Raw genomic sequence first — 21,205 nt, 5'->3', positions numbered from 1 at the left:
AATTTATGATGAAATGGAATGAAAATATTTGTTATAAAATATAAAAAAAGCCTATCTCTATAAAAAAGATAGACTTAAAAGATGTAGAACATATATACATTAAATAATATGCATACATTTCTCCAAAGGTCTAGTTTTTTATAGAGGGTTTCGGCTAGGAACCTCTTTATATTCGAATTATACGATAGATAGCTTAATATATTCATATCTTAAAATCAAGTGATAGTTTATTGAACATTAAAGTAAGCGCTTATATATAAAATGTCTTTTTAAATATACTAGTTTGAAGGTTGGAAATAATTATGATTATAGTCATAGATAATAATGATTCATTTACATATAATTTGATTGATTACATCAAAACACAAACCACTCATAAAGTAGAGATATTAAAGGTAACAGAAGTGACTGTAGCATTACTTGAAGAATTAACAATTGAAGCTATCGTCATATCTCCAGGTCCAGGACAACCAAGTGATTATCCAATTTTGAAAAACGTTTTAGATAGATATGCATCTTTTGTGCCTATACTTGGTATCTGCTTAGGGTTTCAACTCATCTATGAATATTACGGAGGAGAAATTGTTCATGGGCCAAAGCCTGTTCATGGTCATACAACGTCTATAACGCATACAGGTAAAGGGATATTCAAACAATTACCACAAAATTTTAAAGTTATGCGTTACCATTCACTAATTGCAAATACACAACAATTACCCCCTCAATTAAATATTACAGCTACAAATAATGAAGGTATTATGATGGCATTTGAACATGATACATTAGCTATTTTTGCAGTACAGTATCATCCTGAATCTATATTAAGTGAATATGGTCATCAACAGATTCAATATTTTTTAGAGAGAGTAGGGAAAACACATGAATATTACGTTTAATTACCGTTATTATACTAATGAAGATGACTATACCAACTATTATTTGCATTTTGATCAATATACTTCAAAATTAGTTGCTTATTCTTTAGAAGAAGTGGGTGAAGTCATTCAATTTGCTGAAGAACAACAGAAAAACGGATACTATGTAGCGTTATATTTAACTTATGAATCAGCTCCTTTTTTTAATAAGCAATTAGAAACGTATCACTTAATGGAAAATGAAGTATACGCTGTTGCATACGCATTTAATCAGCCGTTAACCCCTGATAATACTAGAGATTCTATTCAATATCATTCTGTACATCATTTTCAATTTCAAGAAAGTGAAGAACAAATGAGAAGGAAAATTATTAAAATACAAGAAGCTATTACTGAAGGAGAAACGTATCAAGTTAACTATACTACTCGTTTATCGAGTAAGTTGCACTATCCTATTTCAGTTTTATATAACTATTTAACTCAAGCCAATAACGGCGACTATACAGCGTTGTTAGATACTGAAGAAGTAAAAGTAGCTTCTATTTCTCCAGAGTTATTTTTTCAAAAAGGTACGTTTAACGAAAAAGAAAATATTATTGTGAGTAAGCCGATGAAGGGAACAATGCCACGTGGAAAAAATAGTGTAGAAGATCAATTGAATTATGAAAAATTAATGTATTCTCATAAGGATAGAGCAGAGAATGTAATGATTGTTGATTTATTACGTAATGATATTTCAAGAATTTCAAAAACTGGAACCATCGAGGTCTATAAATTGTTTTTTATCGAAACGTATCAAACAGTATACCAAATGACAAGTATGGTAACAGGGCAACTAGAAGATGCAATATCTCTTAATTCAGTTTTAACAGCAATGTTTCCTTGTGGATCTATCACTGGTGCCCCTAAACAAAGTACAATGACTTATATCAAAAATTTAGAAAGCAGTCCACGATATATTTATTGTGGAACAATAGGTTTATTATTACCAGATGACAAAATGATTTTTAATATTCCAATTAGAACAGTAGAATATCGAAAAAATCTTGCTCTTTACGGCGTAGGTGCAGGTATAACCATTGATTCTATTCCATTAAATGAAGTTCAAGAATTTCGAGACAAAACAAAAATATTGGAGGAGTTATGATTGAAATTATTTGAAACAATGCGACTTGAACATGGGAATATACCAAGGTTAAACTATCATACTCGTCGATTATGTCATTCTTGTTCACAATTAGATTTTCATTTTTCAGAGAATACTTGGTTTAGTTATGTTGAAAACATAAAACATGATTATAACGATCGATTATATCGCTTGAAAGTAGAAGTTGGTAAAGATGGACAATTTACTCACGTTATTCAGCCGTTATCATCTAAAAAAAATTTTACTGCACGGTTTAAAAAATCTAACAGTGACTATCCACAAAAATTCATTATAAATAAAACAACGGAAAGAGCATACTTAGCCCATAATCACGAAACGGATTTGATATTACTGTATGATGATAGTGGTAAAATTTTAGAATTTGATATTGGAAATATTATGATTAAAGAAAAAGGAAACTATTACACCCCGCGATATAATAAAGATTTTTTACGAGGATGTATGCGCGAAAGTTTGTTAGACAGTCATATACTTAAGTTAAAAGATTATACTAAAGATGAATTAATGATAAAACTGAAAAAAGAAGAAGTAGAAGTTTATTTACTGAATAGTCTACGTGAAGTTGCTCAAGTATCTATTTATATATAAAATACAATTGATAGATATTGTAAAATTTAATTTGGTTAATGATGGAGAAGATTATGGCATTATTGTGGTTAATACTTATAGTAATACTCAATAGTTTAAGTAAATATGTAGTCGACCGATATTTGAAACATAAACTAACCATGATATCGCGTTTTGTAGTTACAATGACTGTGTTGTTTCAATTTGTACTAGTATATCTTTTAATACAGTCCATCATGCCATATGCTACGTATTTATTAAATCTATTTTATCATCAATAAATAGCTTCAAATAATTTAGAACGTAATAAGAGGTGCAATAATGAAAATTTATAGTCAGGGAGATCAAGCGATTATTATAGATATTGAACAAGAAGTCGCTGAAGACGTAACTAAAAATTTAATTGCTGTACGTACACATTTATTAAATAAACATTTACCCTTCATTACCGAAATTGTACCTACAGAATCTAATATGATGATTTGTTATGATGCTCGAGATATGATTAAACATCATAATATTTCTTCGCCATTTCAATATATGAAAGCACTTGTAAATTCAATTCAAACTGAATTAGAGCGCATTGAAACTAAACAAACAGCGTGCCACTTTCATAATATTCCTATCGTTTACGGTGATCAATTTGGACCTGATTTAGAGACTTTATTAAAATACTATCATTTATCCAAAGAGGAATTCATTCAACTTCATTCAAAAGCACATTACTTTGTCTCTATGATGGGTTACTCCCCAGGATTTCCTTATTTAACAGGGATGAATGAAAAATTATATGTTAATCATACAAGTCAGAAGAAAAAAAGAGTCCCTGCAGGTTCTGTTATTATTGAGGGAAAAAAATGTGGCATTGTAACGACAGATACATATAATGATTGGTTAGTTATTGGCTATACCCCAGTTAAATTATTCTCACCAGAGCGTGACAACTTTAATTTATTAAAATTAGGAGATAATATCTTATTTCATCCTAAAAATCCAAATGATATTGAATTAGGAGATTTCAAATAATGTCAATTATAATAGAAAAACCTGGACTTTTTAGCACTTTTCAAGACTTTGGACGGAAGGGTTATGAATATGCAGGAGTAATCCCTGGCGGTGCATTAGACACATTAGGACATGAAATTGCGAATCGCCTTGTGGCAAATGACAAAAACGAAGCTACTTTAGAAATGACACATATTATGGCTGAAATTAGGTTCACAGAGCCTACTTTAATCGCATTAACAGGTTATCGCTTTAAAGCATATACAGAAAACATGCAAATTAAACCCTATAAACTGTATTTAGTAGAAAAAGGGGAAGTGTTGACTTTCAAAGAAACGAGTACAACATCTCGTGTTTATTTAGCTGTCGGAGGAGGATTTAAATTAGATTCTTGGTTAAATTCAGCTTCAACAGATTTAAACGTTGGTGTTGGAGGGTTTCATGGAAGAATACTTCAAGAAGGCGATGAAATTGAAATGAAACGTCATTATACATCACGTCATCGTAAACTTTTTGAAAATTTAGCATATCAGCGGACAACAAATTGGGGGATTGATGGTTATGCTTTATCGTTTAATTATGTTTCTGACGTATTTCATGTCATAGCTAATAAAGGGACAAATGATTTTGATGCTGATACGCAACAAAAATTCATACATGGAGAGTACAAAGTAACGAATAAGGCTAATCGTGTAGGGATGTTACTAGAAGGTCCTAGTATCAAGGCATATTATGAAGATATGCCAGAGTATCAACCTGTAAAAAAAGGCACTATTCAAGTGAAACGGGACGGTACACCTATTATTTTATTAAATGATCATTATACTATTGGAAGTTATCCACAAATAGGCACCATAGCAAGTTATCACTTGACTAAACTTGCTCAAAAACCTCAAGGATCTCGTTTGAAATTTCAATTTATAGATATTGAAACGGCTGAAAAAAATACTGTGAAGTTTAGTAATTGGATGAATCAATTATTCCACGGTATCGAATATAGAATGCAATTGGAAATGTTAAAATAAAGACATAAATATTGAATATTAATAGTTCAAAGTTGTTTTTTGTGAAGGTATAGGACTATAGTCCGATTAAATCAAATAGGTTAGGCGTTATAATATAGCAATCAGTTTAAAAATGACTAATTACATAATTGAAATGGCTAAACTTAAGCTTTTTCTTGATAAGTGAGTAAAAATACTTTATATTTATATATTGAACTATGCACTATTATTACAAAAACATTACAAAAATTGCACTTTTTTAATAAATAGTTAACAATTAAATGTAGTGCTAAAAAATGTATTCTTTATTAAATGATAAATAAAAAATTTAATTGGTTTGAAAATATATTAAATTTTAACAGTAGCATTCGTAAATGGCCGTATTTGAAAAACTATAAACGGAGGAAACATTCATGAGTTTACACAAAAGAAAAATAAGTCTTTTTGCGTTTTTCTTGTTGACTGTATTTACAGTGACATTGAAAACGTATTTCTCATACTATGTCGATTTTTCTTTAGGTGTTAAAGGATTAGTTCAAAATTTAATACTATTGATGAATCCATATAGTTTAATTGCGCTTATTTTAAGTATCTTTTTGTTCTTTAAAGGTAAAAAAGCATATTGGTTTATTTTTATCGGAGGATTCTTATTAACATTTTTACTATATGCAAATGTTGTTTATTTTAGATTCTTTTCTGACTTCTTAACATTTAGCACATTGAATCAGGCGAGTAACGTTGAATCAATGGGCGGTGCAGTAGGTGCTTCATTTAAGTGGTATGATTTCGTTTATTTCATAGATACCATCGTTTATCTATTTATTTTAATATTTAAACAAAATTGGTTAGATAAACGTGTTTTTAGTAAAAAATTTGTACCAGTAGTGATGGCAGCATCAGTGGCATTGTTCTTCTTAAATTTAGCTTTTGCTGAAACTGATCGTCCCGAATTATTAACACGTACCTTTGATCACAAATATTTAGTTAAATATTTAGGACCTTATAATTTCACTGTATATGACGGTGTTAAAACGATTCAAAATAACCAACAAAAAGCATTGGCTTCTGAAGATGACTTAACTCGTGTTTTAAATTATACGAAACAAAGAAATGCAGAGCCAAACCCTGAATATTATGGTATTGCTAAGAAGAAAAATATCATAAAAATACATTTGGAAAGTTTCCAAACATTTTTAATTAATAAAAAAGTAAATGGTAAGGAAGTTACACCTTTCTTAAATAAATTGTCTACTGGTAACGATGATTTTAGATATTATCCAAACTTCTTCCACCAAACAGGACAAGGTAAAACATCTGATTCAGAATTTACAATGGATAATAGTTTGTATGGTTTACCGCAAGGATCTGCTTATTCATTAAAAGGAGATAACACATATCAATCTTTACCAGCAATTTTAGATCAAAAAGAGGGTTATACATCTAATGTTATGCACGGGGACTACAAAACATTTTGGAACCGTGATCAAATTTATAAACATTTTGGTATAGATAAATTTTATGATGCAACATATTATGATATGTCAGATGAAAATATCGTGAACTTAGGTTTAAAAGATAAGCCATTCTTTAAAGAGTCAGCAGAATATCAATCTAAGATGAAACAACCATTTTACTCTCATTTAATTACATTAACGAATCATTATCCTTTTACTTTAAACTCAGAAGATGCAAGTATTGATAAACCTAATACAGGCGATTCTACTGTAGATGGATATATTCAAACGGCGCATTACTTAGACCAAGCTTTAGAACAGTACATTAATGATTTGAAAGAAAAAGGATTATACGATAATTCAGTTATTATGATTTACGGTGACCATTATGGTATTTCTGAAAACCATAATAATGCAATGGAAAAATTACTTGGCGAGCAAATCACACCAGCTAAATTTACAGATTTAAATCGCACTGGATTTTGGTTGAAAATTCCTGGTAAAAAAGGTACTGTAGATGAAACATATGCTGGACAAATAGACGTCATGCCTACTATCCTACATTTAGTTGGTATTGACTCTAAAAATTACTTAATGTTCGGTACAGATATGCTATCTAAAGATCATAATGATGTGATTCCATTCCGTAATGGCGATTTTATTACAAAAGATTATAAATTTGTGAATGGTAAAGTATATTCAAATAAAAATAATGAATTGATAACGACACCGCCTAAAGATTTAGAAAAAAATAAAAAACAGGTGGAAAAAGATTTAGAAATGAGTGACGATGTGTTAAACGGTGACTTATTCAGATTCTATAATAATCCAGATTTTAAAAAAATAAATCCATCTAAATACGACTACAAAACTGGTCCTAATGGAAATCAAAAATAATTTAATATTTAGAGAGTATGTAGAATATACATTCTAGGCAAAAAACCGTAGATAAATAGCACTGAATCCTTAAACTGGGAACTTAATAAAAACACTATGTTCTAGGCTGCTAATTCTCTGTATTTTACAGGGGACAAGTAGCCTAGTTTTTGTTGAATTCGATTACTATAATAGTTTTTAATGTACTTTTCGACAATATCTATTACAATATGATTAGAGTTATTAAGCGATTATTGATGTAAAAAGTTTCAGACTTTAGCGAGGAATGGAAACTTTCTATCAGGGGCGTTATCGGCAGGTGTTCCCTTTTGGGACATACTTCTGATAATGCCTTGTACTTTTTTTAATATCCAATTCTATATCTTTTCTCTTATTTTCTAATTTTAATTGTTCTACTTCTGACAGCTCTTCTAATCCTTTAGCGTAGGTATATTGTTTACCAACGTGTTGTGAAAATCTATAACTTTCCCCATTTCGATACCATCGCCACCAAGTTTCCACTTGTGTTCTATTTCTAATATTTAATTCTTTCATAATTTCTTTTGTTGAAAATTCTGCTGCTTTCATTTCAACTGCTTTATACTTTGTTTCTACTGAATAAGAAATTCTTTTCATAGAAAAACACCTCCACACGATTCATTTTAATATGAATTCAACGAAAGTGTTTTTATATCATTCCCACTCATTGGGGTCAGTCCAAAATTCCATCTACGGGTTTTTATAGTTGTATAAAATAATCAATAAAAAAGAATCTGAGACATACATAAGTGTCTCAGATTAATGTAATTATCCTAATGATACGTCTAATATCATCATTATTGTAAAACCAAGCATTAAGCTTAATGTAGCTAAATCTGTATTATCACCTGATTGAGAATCAGGAATTAGTTCTTCCACAACTACGAAGATCATCGCTCCTGCCGCAAAAGCTAATGCATAAGGTAGTACTGGAGTTATAAAAATAATTGCAATGGCACCTATGGTTGCAAAAATAGGTTCTACTATTGCTGAGGCTTGACCATAATTAAAAGCTTTAAAACGTGTTGCACCAGCTGCTCTGATTGGCATAGATAAAGCAGCTCCTTCTGGAATATTTTGTATACCAATTCCAATAGCTAAACCAAGCGCCCCAAAAAAAGTAGCTTGTCCGTTGCCAGTTGCAATTCCACCAAATGCTACGCCAATTGATAAACCTTCTGGAATATTGTGTAGCGTGATGGCTAATACTAGTAAAGCATTTTTGCTTAAAGAAGTTTTAACGCCTTCTCGATATTGACTTTTATCGCCAATTTTTTGATGTATATGTGGAATGACTGCATCGAGACCTCTAATAAACACACCACCTAGAATAAAGCCAATCGCAGCAGGTAACCAAGCGGGTAAGTGACTATCTTTTCCATAATCAATTGAAGGCTGCAACAAAGACCAAAAACTTGCAGCAATCATAATTCCAGCTGCAAAACCTTGCATAGAAGTTAGGATTTTATTATTTACAGTCTTAAAAATAAAGACTGCAGCAGCACCTAATGCAGTTAATAACCATGTAACAATACCAGCAATAAGTGCTTGTAAATAAGGCGGTGAATTTTCGAAAAAGTCTATCATATCTATCTTCTCCTTATATCAATTAGCCTTAAAAAGGTGTATAATATATAGAACTGAATTAAGCTTATCAGAAATATATTAAAATTTCGATATTAAAAAGGAAGTAGAAATATGGAAGCGTATAAAATAGAACATTTAAATAAATCATATGCTGATAAAGTTATTTTTGATGACTTAAATCTCTCTATTTCTGAACATGAAAAAATTGGACTTGTAGGCATAAATGGTACTGGTAAAAGTACTTTATTAAAAGTCATTGGTGGTTTAGATGAAGATTTTTCAGCAGATATAACTCATCCTAATCAGTATCGTATTCGTTATTCTTCACAGAAGCAAAATCTAGATGGCGATATGACAGTATTTCAAGCTGTTCTAAGTTCAGATACGGATACTTTACGTATTATTAAAACATATGAAGAAGCTGTGAATACATATACAGTACATCAAAACGATGCAAATTTTAATAAAATGATGGAGGCTCAAGAACTCATGGACCAACATCATGCTTGGGATTACAATGCTGAAATTAAAACTATTTTATCAAAGTTAGGTATTAATGATACCGCTAAAAAAGTTAAGGCATTATCAGGGGGACAACAAAAACGTGTGGTCCTAGCTAAGACGCTTATTGAACAACCTGATTTGTTATTACTAGATGAGCCTACAAACCATCTAGACTTTGAATCAATTAACTGGTTAATTAATTATGTTAAGCAATATCCACATACAGTTTTATTTGTTACACACGATCGTTATTTTTTAAATGAGATTGCTACGCGTATTGTGGAATTAGATAGAGGAAAACTTAAATCTTATCCTGGAAATTATGAAGATTATATTGCCATGAGAGCAGAAAATGAAGTGATTGAACAAAAGCAACAAGAAAAGCAAAAAGCACTCTATAAACAAGAACTTGCATGGATGCGTGCGGGTGCAAAGGCAAGAACAACAAAGCAACAAGCACGAATTAATCGTTTCAATGATTTAGAGACAGAAGTTCAATCGCATCATCAAAAAGATAAAGGTCAGCTAAATCTTGCTTATTCTAGATTAGGCAAACAAGTATTTGAATTAGATCATTTAACGAAAAAGATTCAAAATAAAACTTTATTCAAAGATGTAACAGAAATCATTCAAAGTGGTCGAAGAATTGGTATTGTTGGTCCAAATGGCGCAGGCAAAACCACAATGTTAAACATTTTAAATCAAGATGATACTGATTATTCTGGAGAACTAAAAGTTGGTCAAACTGTAAAAATAGCTTATTTTAAACAAACAGAAGAAACTTTGGATAGAGATATACGCATGATTGACTATTTGAGAGAAGAAAGTGAAGTAGCAAAAGAAAAAGATGGTACGTCAGTTTCAGTTACTCAATTATTAGAGCGATTTCTATTTCCGAGTGCTACTCACGGTAAAAAGATTTATAAATTATCCGGTGGAGAGCAAAAACGTTTATATCTATTGAGATTACTCGTTCATCAACCTAATGTACTCTTACTTGATGAGCCAACAAATGATCTTGATACGGAAACATTAACGATTTTAGAAGACTATATTGGTACATTTGGAGGATCCGTAGTTACTGTAAGTCATGATCGTTATTTTTTAAATAAAGTAGCACAAGAATACTGGTATATTCATGATGGCCAATTAGAACGTATTATTGGAACATTCGAAGATTACGAGGCCTACAAAAAAGAAAAAGATCGACAGGATACGCTTGAAAAACAAGCTCAACAATCTAAACCTAAATCAAACGTTCGTAAAAAGACGGGATTGTCTTATAAAGAGAAACGCGAGTATGAAGTATTAATGGAACGTATTGAAACGACAGAACTTAGATTAGAACAAATTGATGATGAAATGATAGAAGCGAGCACAGACTATGCTAAAATAAAAGAATTAAATGAAGAAAAAGAACACCTAGAGCAATCATATGATGCTGACATCACGAGATGGAGTGAATTAGAAGAAATAAAAGAGCAATAAGGGGAATGTAAGTATGGAAGCAACATTGTCGCATTATTTTGGTTACGATACATTTAGACCAGGGCAAAAAGAGATTATTTCTAAAATATTAAATCATCATAATGTATTAGGGGTCTTGCCTACAGGCGGAGGTAAATCTATATGTTATCAAGTGCCTGGTTTAATGTTAGGTGGTACAACAATAGTTATAAGCCCATTAATTTCTTTAATGAAAGACCAAGTGGATCAACTAAAAGCAATGGGTATTGAAGCTGCCTATCTAAATAGTAGTTTAAACAAAAAGCAACAAAATGAAATTGAAGATGATTTAATAAATGGAAACATTCAATTTTTATATGTGGCACCTGAACGATTTGAAAATAATTATTTTTTAAATTTACTTAGTCGAATTAATATAAATTTAATTGCCTTTGATGAGGCACACTGTATTTCAAAATGGGGACATGATTTTAGACCGAGTTATCAAAGCGTTATAAAGAAAGTATTTGCACTACCTCAAAATTTTACAATTGTAGCTCTGACAGCTACAGCGACGGCTGAAGTCCAACAAGACATTATGGAAAAATTAAATATCCAAAAAGAGGATGAAGTCAAAACAAGTACAAAGCGACGTAATCTCATCTTTAAAGTAAATCCTACTTATCAAAGACAAAAGTTTGTTACTGATTATGTTAAATCACATCAAGACCAAGCAGGTATTATTTATTGTTCTACACGTAAACAAGTAGAGGAATTACAAGAATCTTTAGAATCTATAAAAATTTCTTCTGCCATTTATCATGCAGGCTTGACAAATAAAGAAAGAGAAGAAGCTCAAAATGACTTTGTATATGATCGAATTAAAGTCGTTATTGCTACTAATGCATTTGGTATGGGAATTGATAAATCTAATGTGCGTTATGTCATTCACTATAATATGCCAGGAGATATTGAATCTTACTATCAAGAAGCAGGTCGTGCAGGACGAGATGGTTTAAAAAGTGAATGTATTCTACTGTTTAGTGAAAGAGACAAGGGATTGCATGAGTATTTTATCACTGTTTCGCAAGCAGATGATGATTATAAAGATAAAATGGGCGAGAAACTGACGAAGATGATTCAATATACAAAAACAAAAAAGTGTTTAGAGGCGACAATTGTTCATTACTTTGAACCGAATGAACGTTTAGAAGAATGCGGGCAATGTAGTAATTGTATTCAACAGAATAAAACCTATGACATGACAAATGAAGCTAAGATGATTATTAGCTGTATTGCCCGAATGCGTCAACAAGAAAATTATAGAGTGATTATTCAAGTGTTACGTGGAGAAATAAGTGATTATATTAAATATAACGATTATAATCAACTTACAACACATGGTTTGATGAAAGATTACACTACTTCAGAGTTAAGTCATTTAATCGACGAATTACGTTTTAAAGGATTTTTAAATGAATATAATGGAATTCTTACGTGTGATGAACGTGTTAAAGAGCTGTTAAATGATAATGTAAAAGTCTATACGACGCCATTTAAACATAAAAGTAAAGAAAAAGTTTTCATTAATACAGTAGAAGGAGTTGACCGTACTTTATACAGTGAATTAGTAGAAGTACGACGTCAATTAAGTGAAAAGTTAAATATTGCACCCGTGAGTATTTTTTCTGATTACACATTAGAAGAATTTGCAAAACGTAAGCCAGAATCTAAACAAGAAATGATTACGATAGACGGAGTAGGAAGTTACAAATTAAAGCATTATTGTCCTAAGTTCCTTGAAAAAATTCAATCATATAAGACGAATATTTAATAAAGTTAAATTTAGTTACTATATAAAAAAACAGCTTAGAAAGATTATATATATTTTTGAGCTGTTTTATTTTTTGTATATTTAATTATTAATAGTATTTAAATCAATTAAGTATGAATTTATTAGTAAACATGATTTAATAGGGAATAAGTAATATAAAATTTATAGTAATGTGAAGTGATTGAGGGTGAAAAAGTGATTGAATTTAAAAATGTAACAAAACGTTATGGAACAAATACTGCAGTCGATAATATAAGTTTTAAAATTAATGAAGGAGAATTTTTTATTTTAATCGGTCCTTCAGGTTGTGGAAAAACCACGACTTTAAAAATGATTAATCATTTAATTCCGTTAAGTGAGGGATACATTTACTTTAAAGATAAGCCGATTAGTGACTATCCAGTTTATGAAATGCGTTGGGATATCGGATATGTACTACAGCAAATCGCATTATTTCCGCATATGACAATTAAAGAAAATATTGCACAAGTACCTCAAATGAAAAAATGGAAAGACAAAGAGATTAATCAACGCGTAGATGAACTATTAAATATGGTAGGACTAGATCCAAAGAAATACCGAGATCGTAAACCGAATGAATTATCAGGTGGACAGCGACAACGTGTAGGTGTAGTAAGAGCGTTAGCAGCTGATCCACCTGTAATATTAATGGATGAACCTTTTAGTGCATTAGACCCTATTAGTAGAGAAAAACTGCAAGACGATTTATTGAAATTACAAACTAAGATTAAAAAAACGATTGTTTTTGTAACTCATGATATACAAGAAGCCATGAAATTAGGAGATCGTATTTGTTTATTAAATGATGGTCAAGTTGAACAAATTGACACACCTGAAGGCTTCCAAAATCATCCTAAAAATCAATTTGTTAGAGATTTTATGGGAAATCATTTACATAAAGATATTAATAACTCAAAAATTTCTAATCTAAACCTTACAAAAACGATTACTGAATATGATAAACAACAAGGATATCCAATTGTGCAAGATAACATGAAACTACATGAAATTTATGGAACACTTGCTCAACATGAAGCAGTTATTGTAGAGAATGCGCATACCTCAACACAGTCATTATTAAGGCGAGAAGATGTATTCAAATATCTATCTGACAATGACAAGGAGGTTCAGGTATGAATGAATTTTTAACAACGCTTAATGATCGTAAAGGAGAATTACTAAGAACGATTTTTGAGCATATACAAATTTCTTTTATCGCCTTATTCATTGCAATTCTAATTGCAGTACCACTTGGTATTGCGTTAACTAAAACAAAACGTTTATCTGAAATTGTCATGAATATTGCAGCGGTATTACAAACGATTCCCTCTCTTGCTTTACTTGGATTAATGATTCCAGTCTTTGGTATTGGAAAGGTGCCTGCTATTATTGCATTAGTCATTTATGCATTATTACCTATTTTGAGAAATACATATACTGGTATCAAAGAAGTTGATCCATCACTTACAGAAGCGGCGAAAGGTATCGGTATGAAACCTATGAGACGTTTGACTAAAGTTGAATTACCGATTGCGATGCCGGTCATTATGGCAGGGATACGAACTGCTATGGTGCTCATCATTGGGACAGCTACATTAGCAGCATTAATCGGAGCAGGTGGTCTTGGGGATTTAATCTTATTAGGTATTGATCGTAATAATACAGCTTTAATTTTAATTGGAGCAATTCCAGCTGCACTATTAGCTATTTTATTTGATTTTATTCTTCGATATATGACGAAATTATCATATAAAAAACTTCTTATCACATTAGCTATGATTATATTGATTATTTTACTTGTCATTATTGTTCCTCTTTTTGGAAAACAAGGTTCAACAATCACAATGGCAGGTAAGTTAGGATCTGAACCTTCAATTATTACTAATATGTATAAAATATTAATTGAGGATGAAACCAATGATACGGTTAATGTGAAAAGCGGTATGGGGAAAACTTCTTTCTTATTTAACGCGTTAAAATCGAACGATATTGATGGCTACTTAGAATTTACAGGAACAGTATTAGGAGAGTTGACTAAAGAAGATTTGAAATCGAAAAAAGAAGCAGATGTATACCATCAAGCTAAATCTAGTTTAGAGAAAAAATATGATATGACAATGCTTAAACCGATGAAATACAATAATACTTATGCATTAGCAGTCAAAAGAGATTTTGCTAAAAAAAATAATTTACAATCAATTGGCGATTTACGTAAAGTACAAAATCAACTTAAACCAGGGTTTACTATGGAATTTAAAGATAGAGATGATGGTTATAAAGCAGTAGCTAAAAAATATAACTTGAATCTTTCTAATATTAAACAAATGGAACCTAAACTACGTTATACAGCAGTAGAGAAAGGCGACATTAATCTTATTGATGCTTATTCTACAGATGCTGAATTAAAACAATATGACATGGTAGTACTTAAAGATGATAAACATGTTTTCCCACCTTATCAAGGTGCTCCAATGTTTAAAGAAAAGTTTCTAAAAGAACATCCGGAAATTAAAAAAGCTTTAAATCAATTATCAAATAAAATTACGGATGAACAAATGCAAGAAATGAATTATAAAGTGACAGTGAAAAATGAAGATCCATATAAAGTTGCTAAACAATATTTAGAAAAAGAAGAATTAGTACATTAAATTTGTAAAAAACTCATAGATAAATTTTATCTATGAGTTTTTTTATCACATAAAGTATAAATGGATAATTTATGGTACTATTTTAATTAATAAGTGAAAAAGGAAAGTAACTTAATTTATATAGGAGTGATAATAAATGAAACAACAATTACAACAATTATCGGCATATCAACCTGGGTTATCACCGCAAGCACTTAAAGAAAAATTTGGTATAGAAGGTGAGTTATATAAACTAGCATCGAATGAAAATTTATATGGACCATCACCTCGTGTAAAAGAAGCAATTGAAGCTCACTTAGATGAGTTATTTTACTATCCGGAAACAGGATCTCCATCATTACGAAAAGCAATTAGTAAACATTTAAATGTTGATGAATCTCGAATTTTATTTGGCGCAGGTTTAGATGAAGTAATACTCATGATTTCTAGAGCAGTTTTAACACCGGGAGATAAAATTGTGACAAGTGAAGCTACTTTTGGACAATATTATCATAATGCGATTGTTGAATCAGCTGAAGTTATAAAAGTACCGTTAAAAAATGGTGGATTTGATTTGGAAGGAATTTTAAAAAAGGTTAATTCTGATACCTCATTAGTATGGTTATGTAATCCTAACAATCCTACAGGTACATATTTTAGTCATGATGAATTGGAGTCATTTTTGGAACGTGTTCCAAATCATGTGCCAGTTTTAATTGATGAAGCGTATTTCGAATTCGTCACTGCTGAAGATTATCCTGATACATTAAAACTACAAGAACGCTTTGATAATGCATTTTTATTAAGAACATTTTCTAAAGCATATGGATTAGCAGGTTTACGTGTAGGATATGTTGTGGCAACAAATGAAGCCATTGAAAAATGGAATATCATTCGTCCGCCATTTAATGTGACACGAATTTCAGAATATGCAGCGATTGCAGCCTTAGAGGATCAAGATTATTTAAAAGAGATTATTAGAAAAAATGCAAAGGAACGTGAAAAGTTTTATAACATTGAACAAAGTAAACACTTTTTACCTAGTCAAACGAACTTTGTATTTGTAGTAACAGATAAGCCACAAGCATTGTATAATGAATTATTAAACGTTGGCTGTATCACTAGACCATTTCCTAATGGAGTACGTATTACAATTGGATTTGAAGAACAAAATAATAAAATGATTGAAGTATTAAAACAATTTAATTATTAAACTAAGGAAAAACCTTTAATTACGATTCATGACGAATTAAAGGTTTTTTGCTATACTTTGAAAATGTGCAAAAGATAATTAAGGAAGTGATAGCATGGCACGTAAATCTATAGCAATAGATATGGATGAAGTATTAGCAGATACTTTAGGTGCAATTATTGAAGCAGTTAATATTGAAACTAAATTAGGAATTACGATGGAATCGTTAAATGGTCACAAATTAAACCATATGATTCCTGAACATGATGGGTTAGTAAGAGATATTTTAAGATCTCCAGAGTTTTTTAGACATCTTAAAGTGATACCACATGCTCAAGAGGTGGTGGAAAAACTTAATGAGCATTATGATGTATATATTGCTACAGCAGCAATGGATGTACCTACCTCATTTCATGATAAATATGAATGGTTACTAGAATATTTTCCATTTTTAGATCCACAGCATTTTATTTTTTGTGGAAGAAAAAATATTGTTAAAACAGATTATTTAATAGATGATAATCCTCGTCAGCTTCAAATTTTTGAAGGAGAACCTATTATCTTTACGGCTGCACATAATATAAATGAAACACGTTTTAAACGAGTTAATGGTTGGAAAGATGCAGAAGCAATGTTTTTAAATAATAATTAAAGTCAAAAGGTATGTATGAAGCTTGAAGAATTCATACATACCTTTTGATTAATACTCATCATTCGAAAAAGTAAGGATATTGATTGCTTTAGGGAACACGTCAATGGTGATAGGTGTTTCTAAATTAATTTCTCCATCAATATCTACTTTCATATTTGGTTCAGTACGTAATGTTATGTGAGAACCTGGAATATGATTAATTCCTTCGGTAATTTCATTCCAATTCATGCTATCTCTTTTTTTAAAAATATCATTTAAAATACTAAAACTTTGTTGTTCAAATATAAAACTATTTAATTTTCCATCTTGTGGAGAAAGGTCTGTGAGTGGAATACGACTGCCACCAATATTAGGTCCATTTGCTATAACTAGCATAGACGTATTTCCTTTATATTCTTTGTCGTCTATTACCAATGTATAGTCAAAATGTTCGGGATTCATGAGCGTTTTTACAGTAGAACCAACATAGCTTAATTTTCCAAAGATATCTTTACGTCCTTCTTGAACATTTTCAGCATTTTGTACAATAAGTCCTAGCCCGACAAAGTTAAGTACATAATTATCATTTACTTTCATAACATCATATGACTCAAGATGTGAAGACAATAATTGCTCACTAGCTTTTTTGAAGTCAGGATTTAAGTTTAATGTTTTAGTAAAATCGTTAAATGTTCCTCCTGGAATGATACCTATAGGAAGGTTTAGATCATATTTCATCACCCCATTAATCAATTCGTTAACTGTACCGTCTCCCCCCAATATAAAAACGATATCGATATCATTACTATAAGCATAATCTTTTATTTCTTTACAATATCTTTCAATGTCACCTTCATTTTCACTTAATTGTATTGAAAGATGCTTACATAACTGAGTTAGTGATTTAGCGACTTCTCCTAATCCATCATATATATCTTTAAGTCCGCTATGTTCATGGTAAAATAGCACCCCATGATTATACTGTTGCTCCATAGTTAAACCTACTTTCATTTAAAATGATATTATAAATATTTACCCTGAATGTTATAATTTTAAATATATAATTAAAAGAAACTTCTAGATTTCATAACTAGAAGTTTCTTTGACTATTTTGTATTTAATTAGTGGATGCCTTTCATAGCTTTTGTAATTTTAGGTGAGAAAACTAAGATGATAAGAGTAATAACAATAGCAACTGTACCTAAGAAAATAAAATAATTAGTTTGACCAAGTGGTTTAATTAATTTTACTAATGTACCGTTAATTGCTTGCGCTGAAGCATTTGTTAATAGCCATACACTCATCATTTGGGCATTAAATGCTTTAGGTGCAAGTTTAACAGCAGCACTATTACCTGTAGGTGATAAACAAAGTTCCCCAATAACACAGATTACATATGATAAAATAACCCAGTTAACTGAGAATTGTGTATGTCCATAACCTAAACCAACTAATCCAATTAGAATGTATGATAAACCTGCTAGTAATGTACCAATACTAAATTTAATAGCTAAAGAAGGTTGCTTTTTACCCATTTTCAACCAAATCATAGAAATAACTGGTGCAAATAATAAAATAAATAATGGATTGATAGATTGGAATAAGGCTTCTCCAAATCGAGTTGTCCAACCAAATAAGTTGAGTTGCATGTCAGAACGTTCTAAACCATAAATATTTAAAACGTTAGAACCTTGTTCTTGAATTGACCAGAATAACATACCTAAAATAAATAAAGGTATAAATGCTTTAACTCGAGAACGTTCTACATCGGTAACGTCTTTACTACGAAGCATAGTTGTAAAGTAAATGATTGGTAAAGCTACTCCTAGAACTAATACAGTATTACTAATTAAATCGAATGAAAGTGTATGGGTATAATATGTAACTAATAATACGATAATCACAATTGCTACTACGATACCGATAATCATTCCATATTTACGCTTTTCTTCTTTAGATAGTGGATTAGTAGGTTTCATTCCAACACTACCTAAATTCTTTCTATTAAATAACAAATACCAAACAAGACCTAATGCCATACCAATAGCTGCAAGAAGGAAGCCACCATGGAAATTACGTATATCTACAAAATGTTGCAGTATGATAGGTGAAATTAATGCGCCTAAGTTAACAGACATATAGAAAATAACGAAACCTGCATCGATACGTGTATCATTTTCAGGATATAAACGACCTACAATATTTGAAATATTAGGTTTCATTAAACCTGATCCGATAATAATAAAGAACATTGATGAGAATAAACCAAATAAAGCGAATGGTAAACTTAAACAGATATGTCCAATAATAATAAGTACAGCACCTAATAAAGTAGCACCACGTGTGCCTGTAATTCTATCAGCAATCCATGCGCCAGGAATAGAAGACATGTAAATAAGTGCTCCATATACTGACATAATCGACATTGCTGTAGTTTGATCAATACCTAATCCATTTTGGTGTATTGCGAAATACATATAAAATATGAGCATCGCACGCATACCGTAGTAACTGAATCTTTCCCAAAACTCTACGAAAAAGAGAACACCTAGTCCATTTGGATGACCAAAAAATCCTTTTTGAGGTATAGATTGAATTGTTTCTTCATGGGCGTTTTTTGTTGTCATAAACGTCCCACTCCTTTCTTTCCTAATATGACTGATTACTATGTAAATAAGATTGTACAATTAAATCTCACAAGAATTTCTTAAAAATATAAATTTTTAGAATTTTCAGTCAAATAAAATACAATAACTTATAAAAATAAAAGTTTTTGTTGCTCATGAACTTATATCTTTATAAATTTTAGCGATAATATTAAAATACGCTTTAATTTAATAAATCGCAATAGTTTATTTAAAAAATCTAAAATAAAAATGACTCCTTTTATATTATATTAGTAAAAATAAAAGGAGTTAAAAAACATTTTATCGATTATCGATTATCTATTTTTTCAGGATACATATCGTGATTCATTAAACGATGTTCGGCCATCTTTTCGTATTTAGAATTTGGACGACCATAATTTGTATATGGATCTATTGAAATACCTCCACGTGGCGTGAACTTACCCCACACTTCTATATAATGAGGATCCATTAAGTCAATTAAGTCATTCATGATAATATTCATACAATCTTCGTGAAAATCACCATGATTTCTAAAACTAAATAAATATAATTTTAGTGATTTTGATTCTACCATTTTTATATTTGGTATATATGAAATATAAATTGTAGCAAAATCAGGTTGTCCAGTGATAGGGCAAAGGGAAGTGAATTCTGGGCAATTAAACTTTACAAAATAATCTCTTCCTTGATGTTTATTATCAAAAGTTTCGAGTACTTGAGGTGTATAGTCAAATTCATATTTATTGTTTTGATTGCCTAATAATGTAATATCTTGTAATTCTTCTTTATTGCGACCTTGTGTCATAATTTTCCTCCTAATTTTTAGATGTATTAGATTGTCTACGTGCTTTTTCAAACATAAAGTAACTAGCGCCAATAATGACGATATAACCTATAAATGCATAGAAATCTGGTGTTTCTCCGAATAATATAAAGCCAAATAATGCAGTAAATAATATAGAAGCATAAGTAAAAATAGAAATGTCTTTTGCTGGAGCAAAACTATATGCTAATGTAATACCAATTTGTCCCACTGCTGCTGATAATCCAGCTCCTAATAAATATATAATTTGTAACTTTGTCATAGGTTCATATGTTGCAATAGAAAAAGGAATAAGAACGATGACTGAAAATAATGAAAAATAAAATACAATAGTGTAAGGTGCTTCACGTTTACTTAATGCTCGTACACAAGTATATGCAGAGGCAGCGAAGATACCTGAGAATAAACCGGCTAAAGAAGAGAACATAGTTGAAGAAAATTCTGGTTTAACAATGAATAACATACCAAAAATAGCAATTAGCATAGCTATAATTTGATACTTTTTAATATTCTCTTTTAAAAATATTAAACTTAATAAAATAGTCCAAAAAGGGTTAAGCTTCATTAAAGTATCAGCATCACTTAATACCATGTGATCAATAGCATAAATATTTAGCAATACCCCAATAAGACCTAACGTCGATCTAGTAATTAAAAGTGGTTGACTACTCATTTTACCAAATATAGGTTGCCTATATTTTATTATGAAAAATAATGGAATAAACATGGCTACTAAATTTCGTGCTAAAGATTTTTGAAATACAGGTAAGTCTCCGGCTAGTCTAAAAAAAACAGACATGAAGCTAAAACCAATAGCAGAAATTAAAATAGCAATAATACCTTTTACCTTAGGATTCAAAGTATATCTCCTCATTTATAAAAATTTAACGTCTATATATTAGCATAATTTATTTGTGGGTGC

At 30.5% G+C, this 21,205-nt stretch carries 17 protein-coding genes and 1 pseudogene; 12 read left to right on the top strand and 6 right to left on the bottom strand.

The window, feature by feature from the left end:
- The first annotated feature begins 302 nt into the window (after positions 1–302).
- The 6 genes from AC2FB1_RS05565 (at position 303) to ltaS (ending at position 6,970) form a co-directional block, all read left to right on the top strand.
- On the top strand, positions 303–896 hold the full coding sequence (locus AC2FB1_RS05565; protein WP_490674292.1) for an anthranilate synthase component II: 594 nt from the start codon (positions 303–305) through the stop codon (positions 894–896).
- Positions 880–2,022, top strand: a complete 1,143-nt coding sequence (locus AC2FB1_RS05560) for a chorismate-binding protein (protein ID WP_490674291.1) — start codon at positions 880–882, stop codon at positions 2,020–2,022. The genes AC2FB1_RS05565 and AC2FB1_RS05560 overlap by 17 nt, the downstream gene beginning before the upstream one ends.
- Positions 2,023–2,631 carry an aminotransferase class IV gene (locus AC2FB1_RS05555; protein WP_490674290.1) on the top strand — a complete coding sequence of 203 codons (609 nt, stop codon included), beginning with the start codon at positions 2,023–2,025 and terminating at the stop codon, positions 2,629–2,631.
- 300 nt (positions 2,632–2,931) lie between these two features.
- Positions 2,932–3,636, top strand: coding sequence for a 5-oxoprolinase subunit B family protein (locus AC2FB1_RS05550; RefSeq protein WP_490674289.1), 705 nt, complete (start codon positions 2,932–2,934; stop codon positions 3,634–3,636).
- Complete coding sequence (locus tag AC2FB1_RS05545) at positions 3,636–4,640, top strand: 5-oxoprolinase subunit C family protein (RefSeq protein ID WP_490674288.1); 1,005 nt, start codon at positions 3,636–3,638, stop codon at positions 4,638–4,640. Before AC2FB1_RS05550 ends, AC2FB1_RS05545 begins: the two co-directional genes overlap by 1 nt.
- A 392-nt stretch (positions 4,641–5,032) precedes the next feature.
- Positions 5,033–6,970, top strand: coding sequence for a polyglycerol-phosphate lipoteichoic acid synthase LtaS (gene ltaS, locus AC2FB1_RS05540; protein WP_490674287.1), 1,938 nt, complete (start codon positions 5,033–5,035; stop codon positions 6,968–6,970).
- 326 nt (positions 6,971–7,296) lie between these two features.
- Here ltaS and AC2FB1_RS05535 read toward each other — a convergent pair.
- Positions 7,297–7,585: pseudogene (locus AC2FB1_RS05535) on the bottom strand (helix-turn-helix domain-containing protein); the annotation flags it as partial.
- Between the two features lie 171 nt (positions 7,586–7,756).
- The gene (locus AC2FB1_RS05530) at positions 7,757–8,575 is read right to left on the bottom strand and encodes a ZIP family metal transporter (protein ID WP_490674286.1); all 819 of its coding nucleotides are present in this window, start codon (positions 8,573–8,575) and stop codon (positions 7,757–7,759) included.
- A 111-nt stretch (positions 8,576–8,686) separates the two neighbouring features.
- Between AC2FB1_RS05530 and AC2FB1_RS05525 the strand changes: the two genes are divergently transcribed.
- From AC2FB1_RS05525 to AC2FB1_RS05500, 6 genes are all read left to right on the top strand, one after another.
- Complete coding sequence (locus AC2FB1_RS05525; RefSeq protein WP_490674285.1) at positions 8,687–10,567, top strand: ABC-F family ATP-binding cassette domain-containing protein; 1,881 nt, start codon at positions 8,687–8,689, stop codon at positions 10,565–10,567.
- Between the two features lie 13 nt (positions 10,568–10,580).
- Positions 10,581–12,359, top strand: a complete 1,779-nt coding sequence (gene recQ / locus AC2FB1_RS05520) for a DNA helicase RecQ (protein WP_490674284.1) — start codon at positions 10,581–10,583, stop codon at positions 12,357–12,359.
- A gap of 195 nt (positions 12,360–12,554) precedes the next feature.
- Complete coding sequence (locus tag AC2FB1_RS05515) at positions 12,555–13,517, top strand: ABC transporter ATP-binding protein (RefSeq protein ID WP_490674282.1); 963 nt, start codon at positions 12,555–12,557, stop codon at positions 13,515–13,517.
- Positions 13,514–15,028, top strand: coding sequence for an ABC transporter permease/substrate-binding protein (locus AC2FB1_RS05510; protein WP_490674281.1), 1,515 nt, complete (start codon positions 13,514–13,516; stop codon positions 15,026–15,028). The genes AC2FB1_RS05515 and AC2FB1_RS05510 overlap by 4 nt, the downstream gene beginning before the upstream one ends.
- 136 nt (positions 15,029–15,164) lie before the next feature.
- Positions 15,165–16,220, top strand: a complete 1,056-nt coding sequence (hisC, locus tag AC2FB1_RS05505; RefSeq protein ID WP_490674280.1) for a histidinol-phosphate transaminase — start codon at positions 15,165–15,167, stop codon at positions 16,218–16,220.
- 94 nt (positions 16,221–16,314) lie between these two features.
- Complete coding sequence (locus AC2FB1_RS05500; RefSeq protein WP_490674279.1) at positions 16,315–16,851, top strand: 5' nucleotidase, NT5C type; 537 nt, start codon at positions 16,315–16,317, stop codon at positions 16,849–16,851.
- 48 nt (positions 16,852–16,899) lie between these two features.
- On the opposite strand, the gene AC2FB1_RS05495 is transcribed toward AC2FB1_RS05500, so the two are convergent.
- The 4 genes from AC2FB1_RS05495 to AC2FB1_RS05480 form a co-directional block, all read right to left on the bottom strand.
- Positions 16,900–17,823 (bottom strand): diacylglycerol/lipid kinase family protein, encoded by a 924-nt coding sequence (locus AC2FB1_RS05495; protein WP_490674317.1) that lies wholly within the window; start codon positions 17,821–17,823, stop codon positions 16,900–16,902.
- 128 nt (positions 17,824–17,951) lie between these two features.
- Positions 17,952–19,457 (bottom strand): S-Cys-Gly-3M3SH uptake peptide MFS transporter, encoded by a 1,506-nt coding sequence (locus AC2FB1_RS05490; RefSeq protein WP_490674278.1) that lies wholly within the window; start codon positions 19,455–19,457, stop codon positions 17,952–17,954.
- A 307-nt stretch (positions 19,458–19,764) separates the two neighbouring features.
- Positions 19,765–20,265, bottom strand: coding sequence for a preQ(1) synthase (queF, locus tag AC2FB1_RS05485; RefSeq protein ID WP_002449091.1), 501 nt, complete (start codon positions 20,263–20,265; stop codon positions 19,765–19,767).
- 10 nt (positions 20,266–20,275) lie between these two features.
- Positions 20,276–21,142 carry a DMT family transporter gene (locus tag AC2FB1_RS05480; protein ID WP_490674277.1) on the bottom strand — a complete coding sequence of 289 codons (867 nt, stop codon included), beginning with the start codon at positions 21,140–21,142 and terminating at the stop codon, positions 20,276–20,278.
- Between the last annotated feature and the right edge of the window lie 63 nt (positions 21,143–21,205).

This window comes from Staphylococcus sp. CoH_129_LAB_1, assembly GCF_058191515.1.
This window is presented reverse-complemented; position numbering and strand designations above follow the sequence as displayed.

Bases quoted from the DNA above. Each gene is read 5' to 3' on its own strand.
- AC2FB1_RS05545 (WP_490674288.1), top strand. From the start codon at position 3,636: ATGTCAATTATAATAGAAAAACCTGGACTTTTTAGCACTTTTCAAGAC.
- AC2FB1_RS05565 (WP_490674292.1), top strand. From the start codon at position 303: ATGATTATAGTCATAGATAATAATGATTCATTTACATATAATTTGATT.
- AC2FB1_RS05525 (WP_490674285.1), top strand. From the start codon at position 8,687: ATGGAAGCGTATAAAATAGAACATTTAAATAAATCATATGCTGATAAA.
- AC2FB1_RS05560 (WP_490674291.1), top strand. From the start codon at position 880: ATGAATATTACGTTTAATTACCGTTATTATACTAATGAAGATGACTAT.
- AC2FB1_RS05490 (WP_490674278.1), bottom strand. From the start codon at position 19,457: ATGACAACAAAAAACGCCCATGAAGAAACAATTCAATCTATACCTCAA.
- AC2FB1_RS05500 (WP_490674279.1), top strand. From the start codon at position 16,315: ATGGCACGTAAATCTATAGCAATAGATATGGATGAAGTATTAGCAGAT.
- AC2FB1_RS05510 (WP_490674281.1), top strand. From the start codon at position 13,514: ATGAATGAATTTTTAACAACGCTTAATGATCGTAAAGGAGAATTACTA.
- AC2FB1_RS05495 (WP_490674317.1), bottom strand. From the start codon at position 17,823: ATGGAGCAACAGTATAATCATGGGGTGCTATTTTACCATGAACATAGC.
- ltaS (WP_490674287.1), top strand. From the start codon at position 5,033: ATGAGTTTACACAAAAGAAAAATAAGTCTTTTTGCGTTTTTCTTGTTG.
- AC2FB1_RS05550 (WP_490674289.1), top strand. From the start codon at position 2,932: ATGAAAATTTATAGTCAGGGAGATCAAGCGATTATTATAGATATTGAA.
- hisC (WP_490674280.1), top strand. From the start codon at position 15,165: ATGAAACAACAATTACAACAATTATCGGCATATCAACCTGGGTTATCA.
- queF (WP_002449091.1), bottom strand. From the start codon at position 20,265: ATGACACAAGGTCGCAATAAAGAAGAATTACAAGATATTACATTATTA.
- AC2FB1_RS05530 (WP_490674286.1), bottom strand. From the start codon at position 8,575: ATGATAGACTTTTTCGAAAATTCACCGCCTTATTTACAAGCACTTATT.
- recQ (WP_490674284.1), top strand. From the start codon at position 10,581: ATGGAAGCAACATTGTCGCATTATTTTGGTTACGATACATTTAGACCA.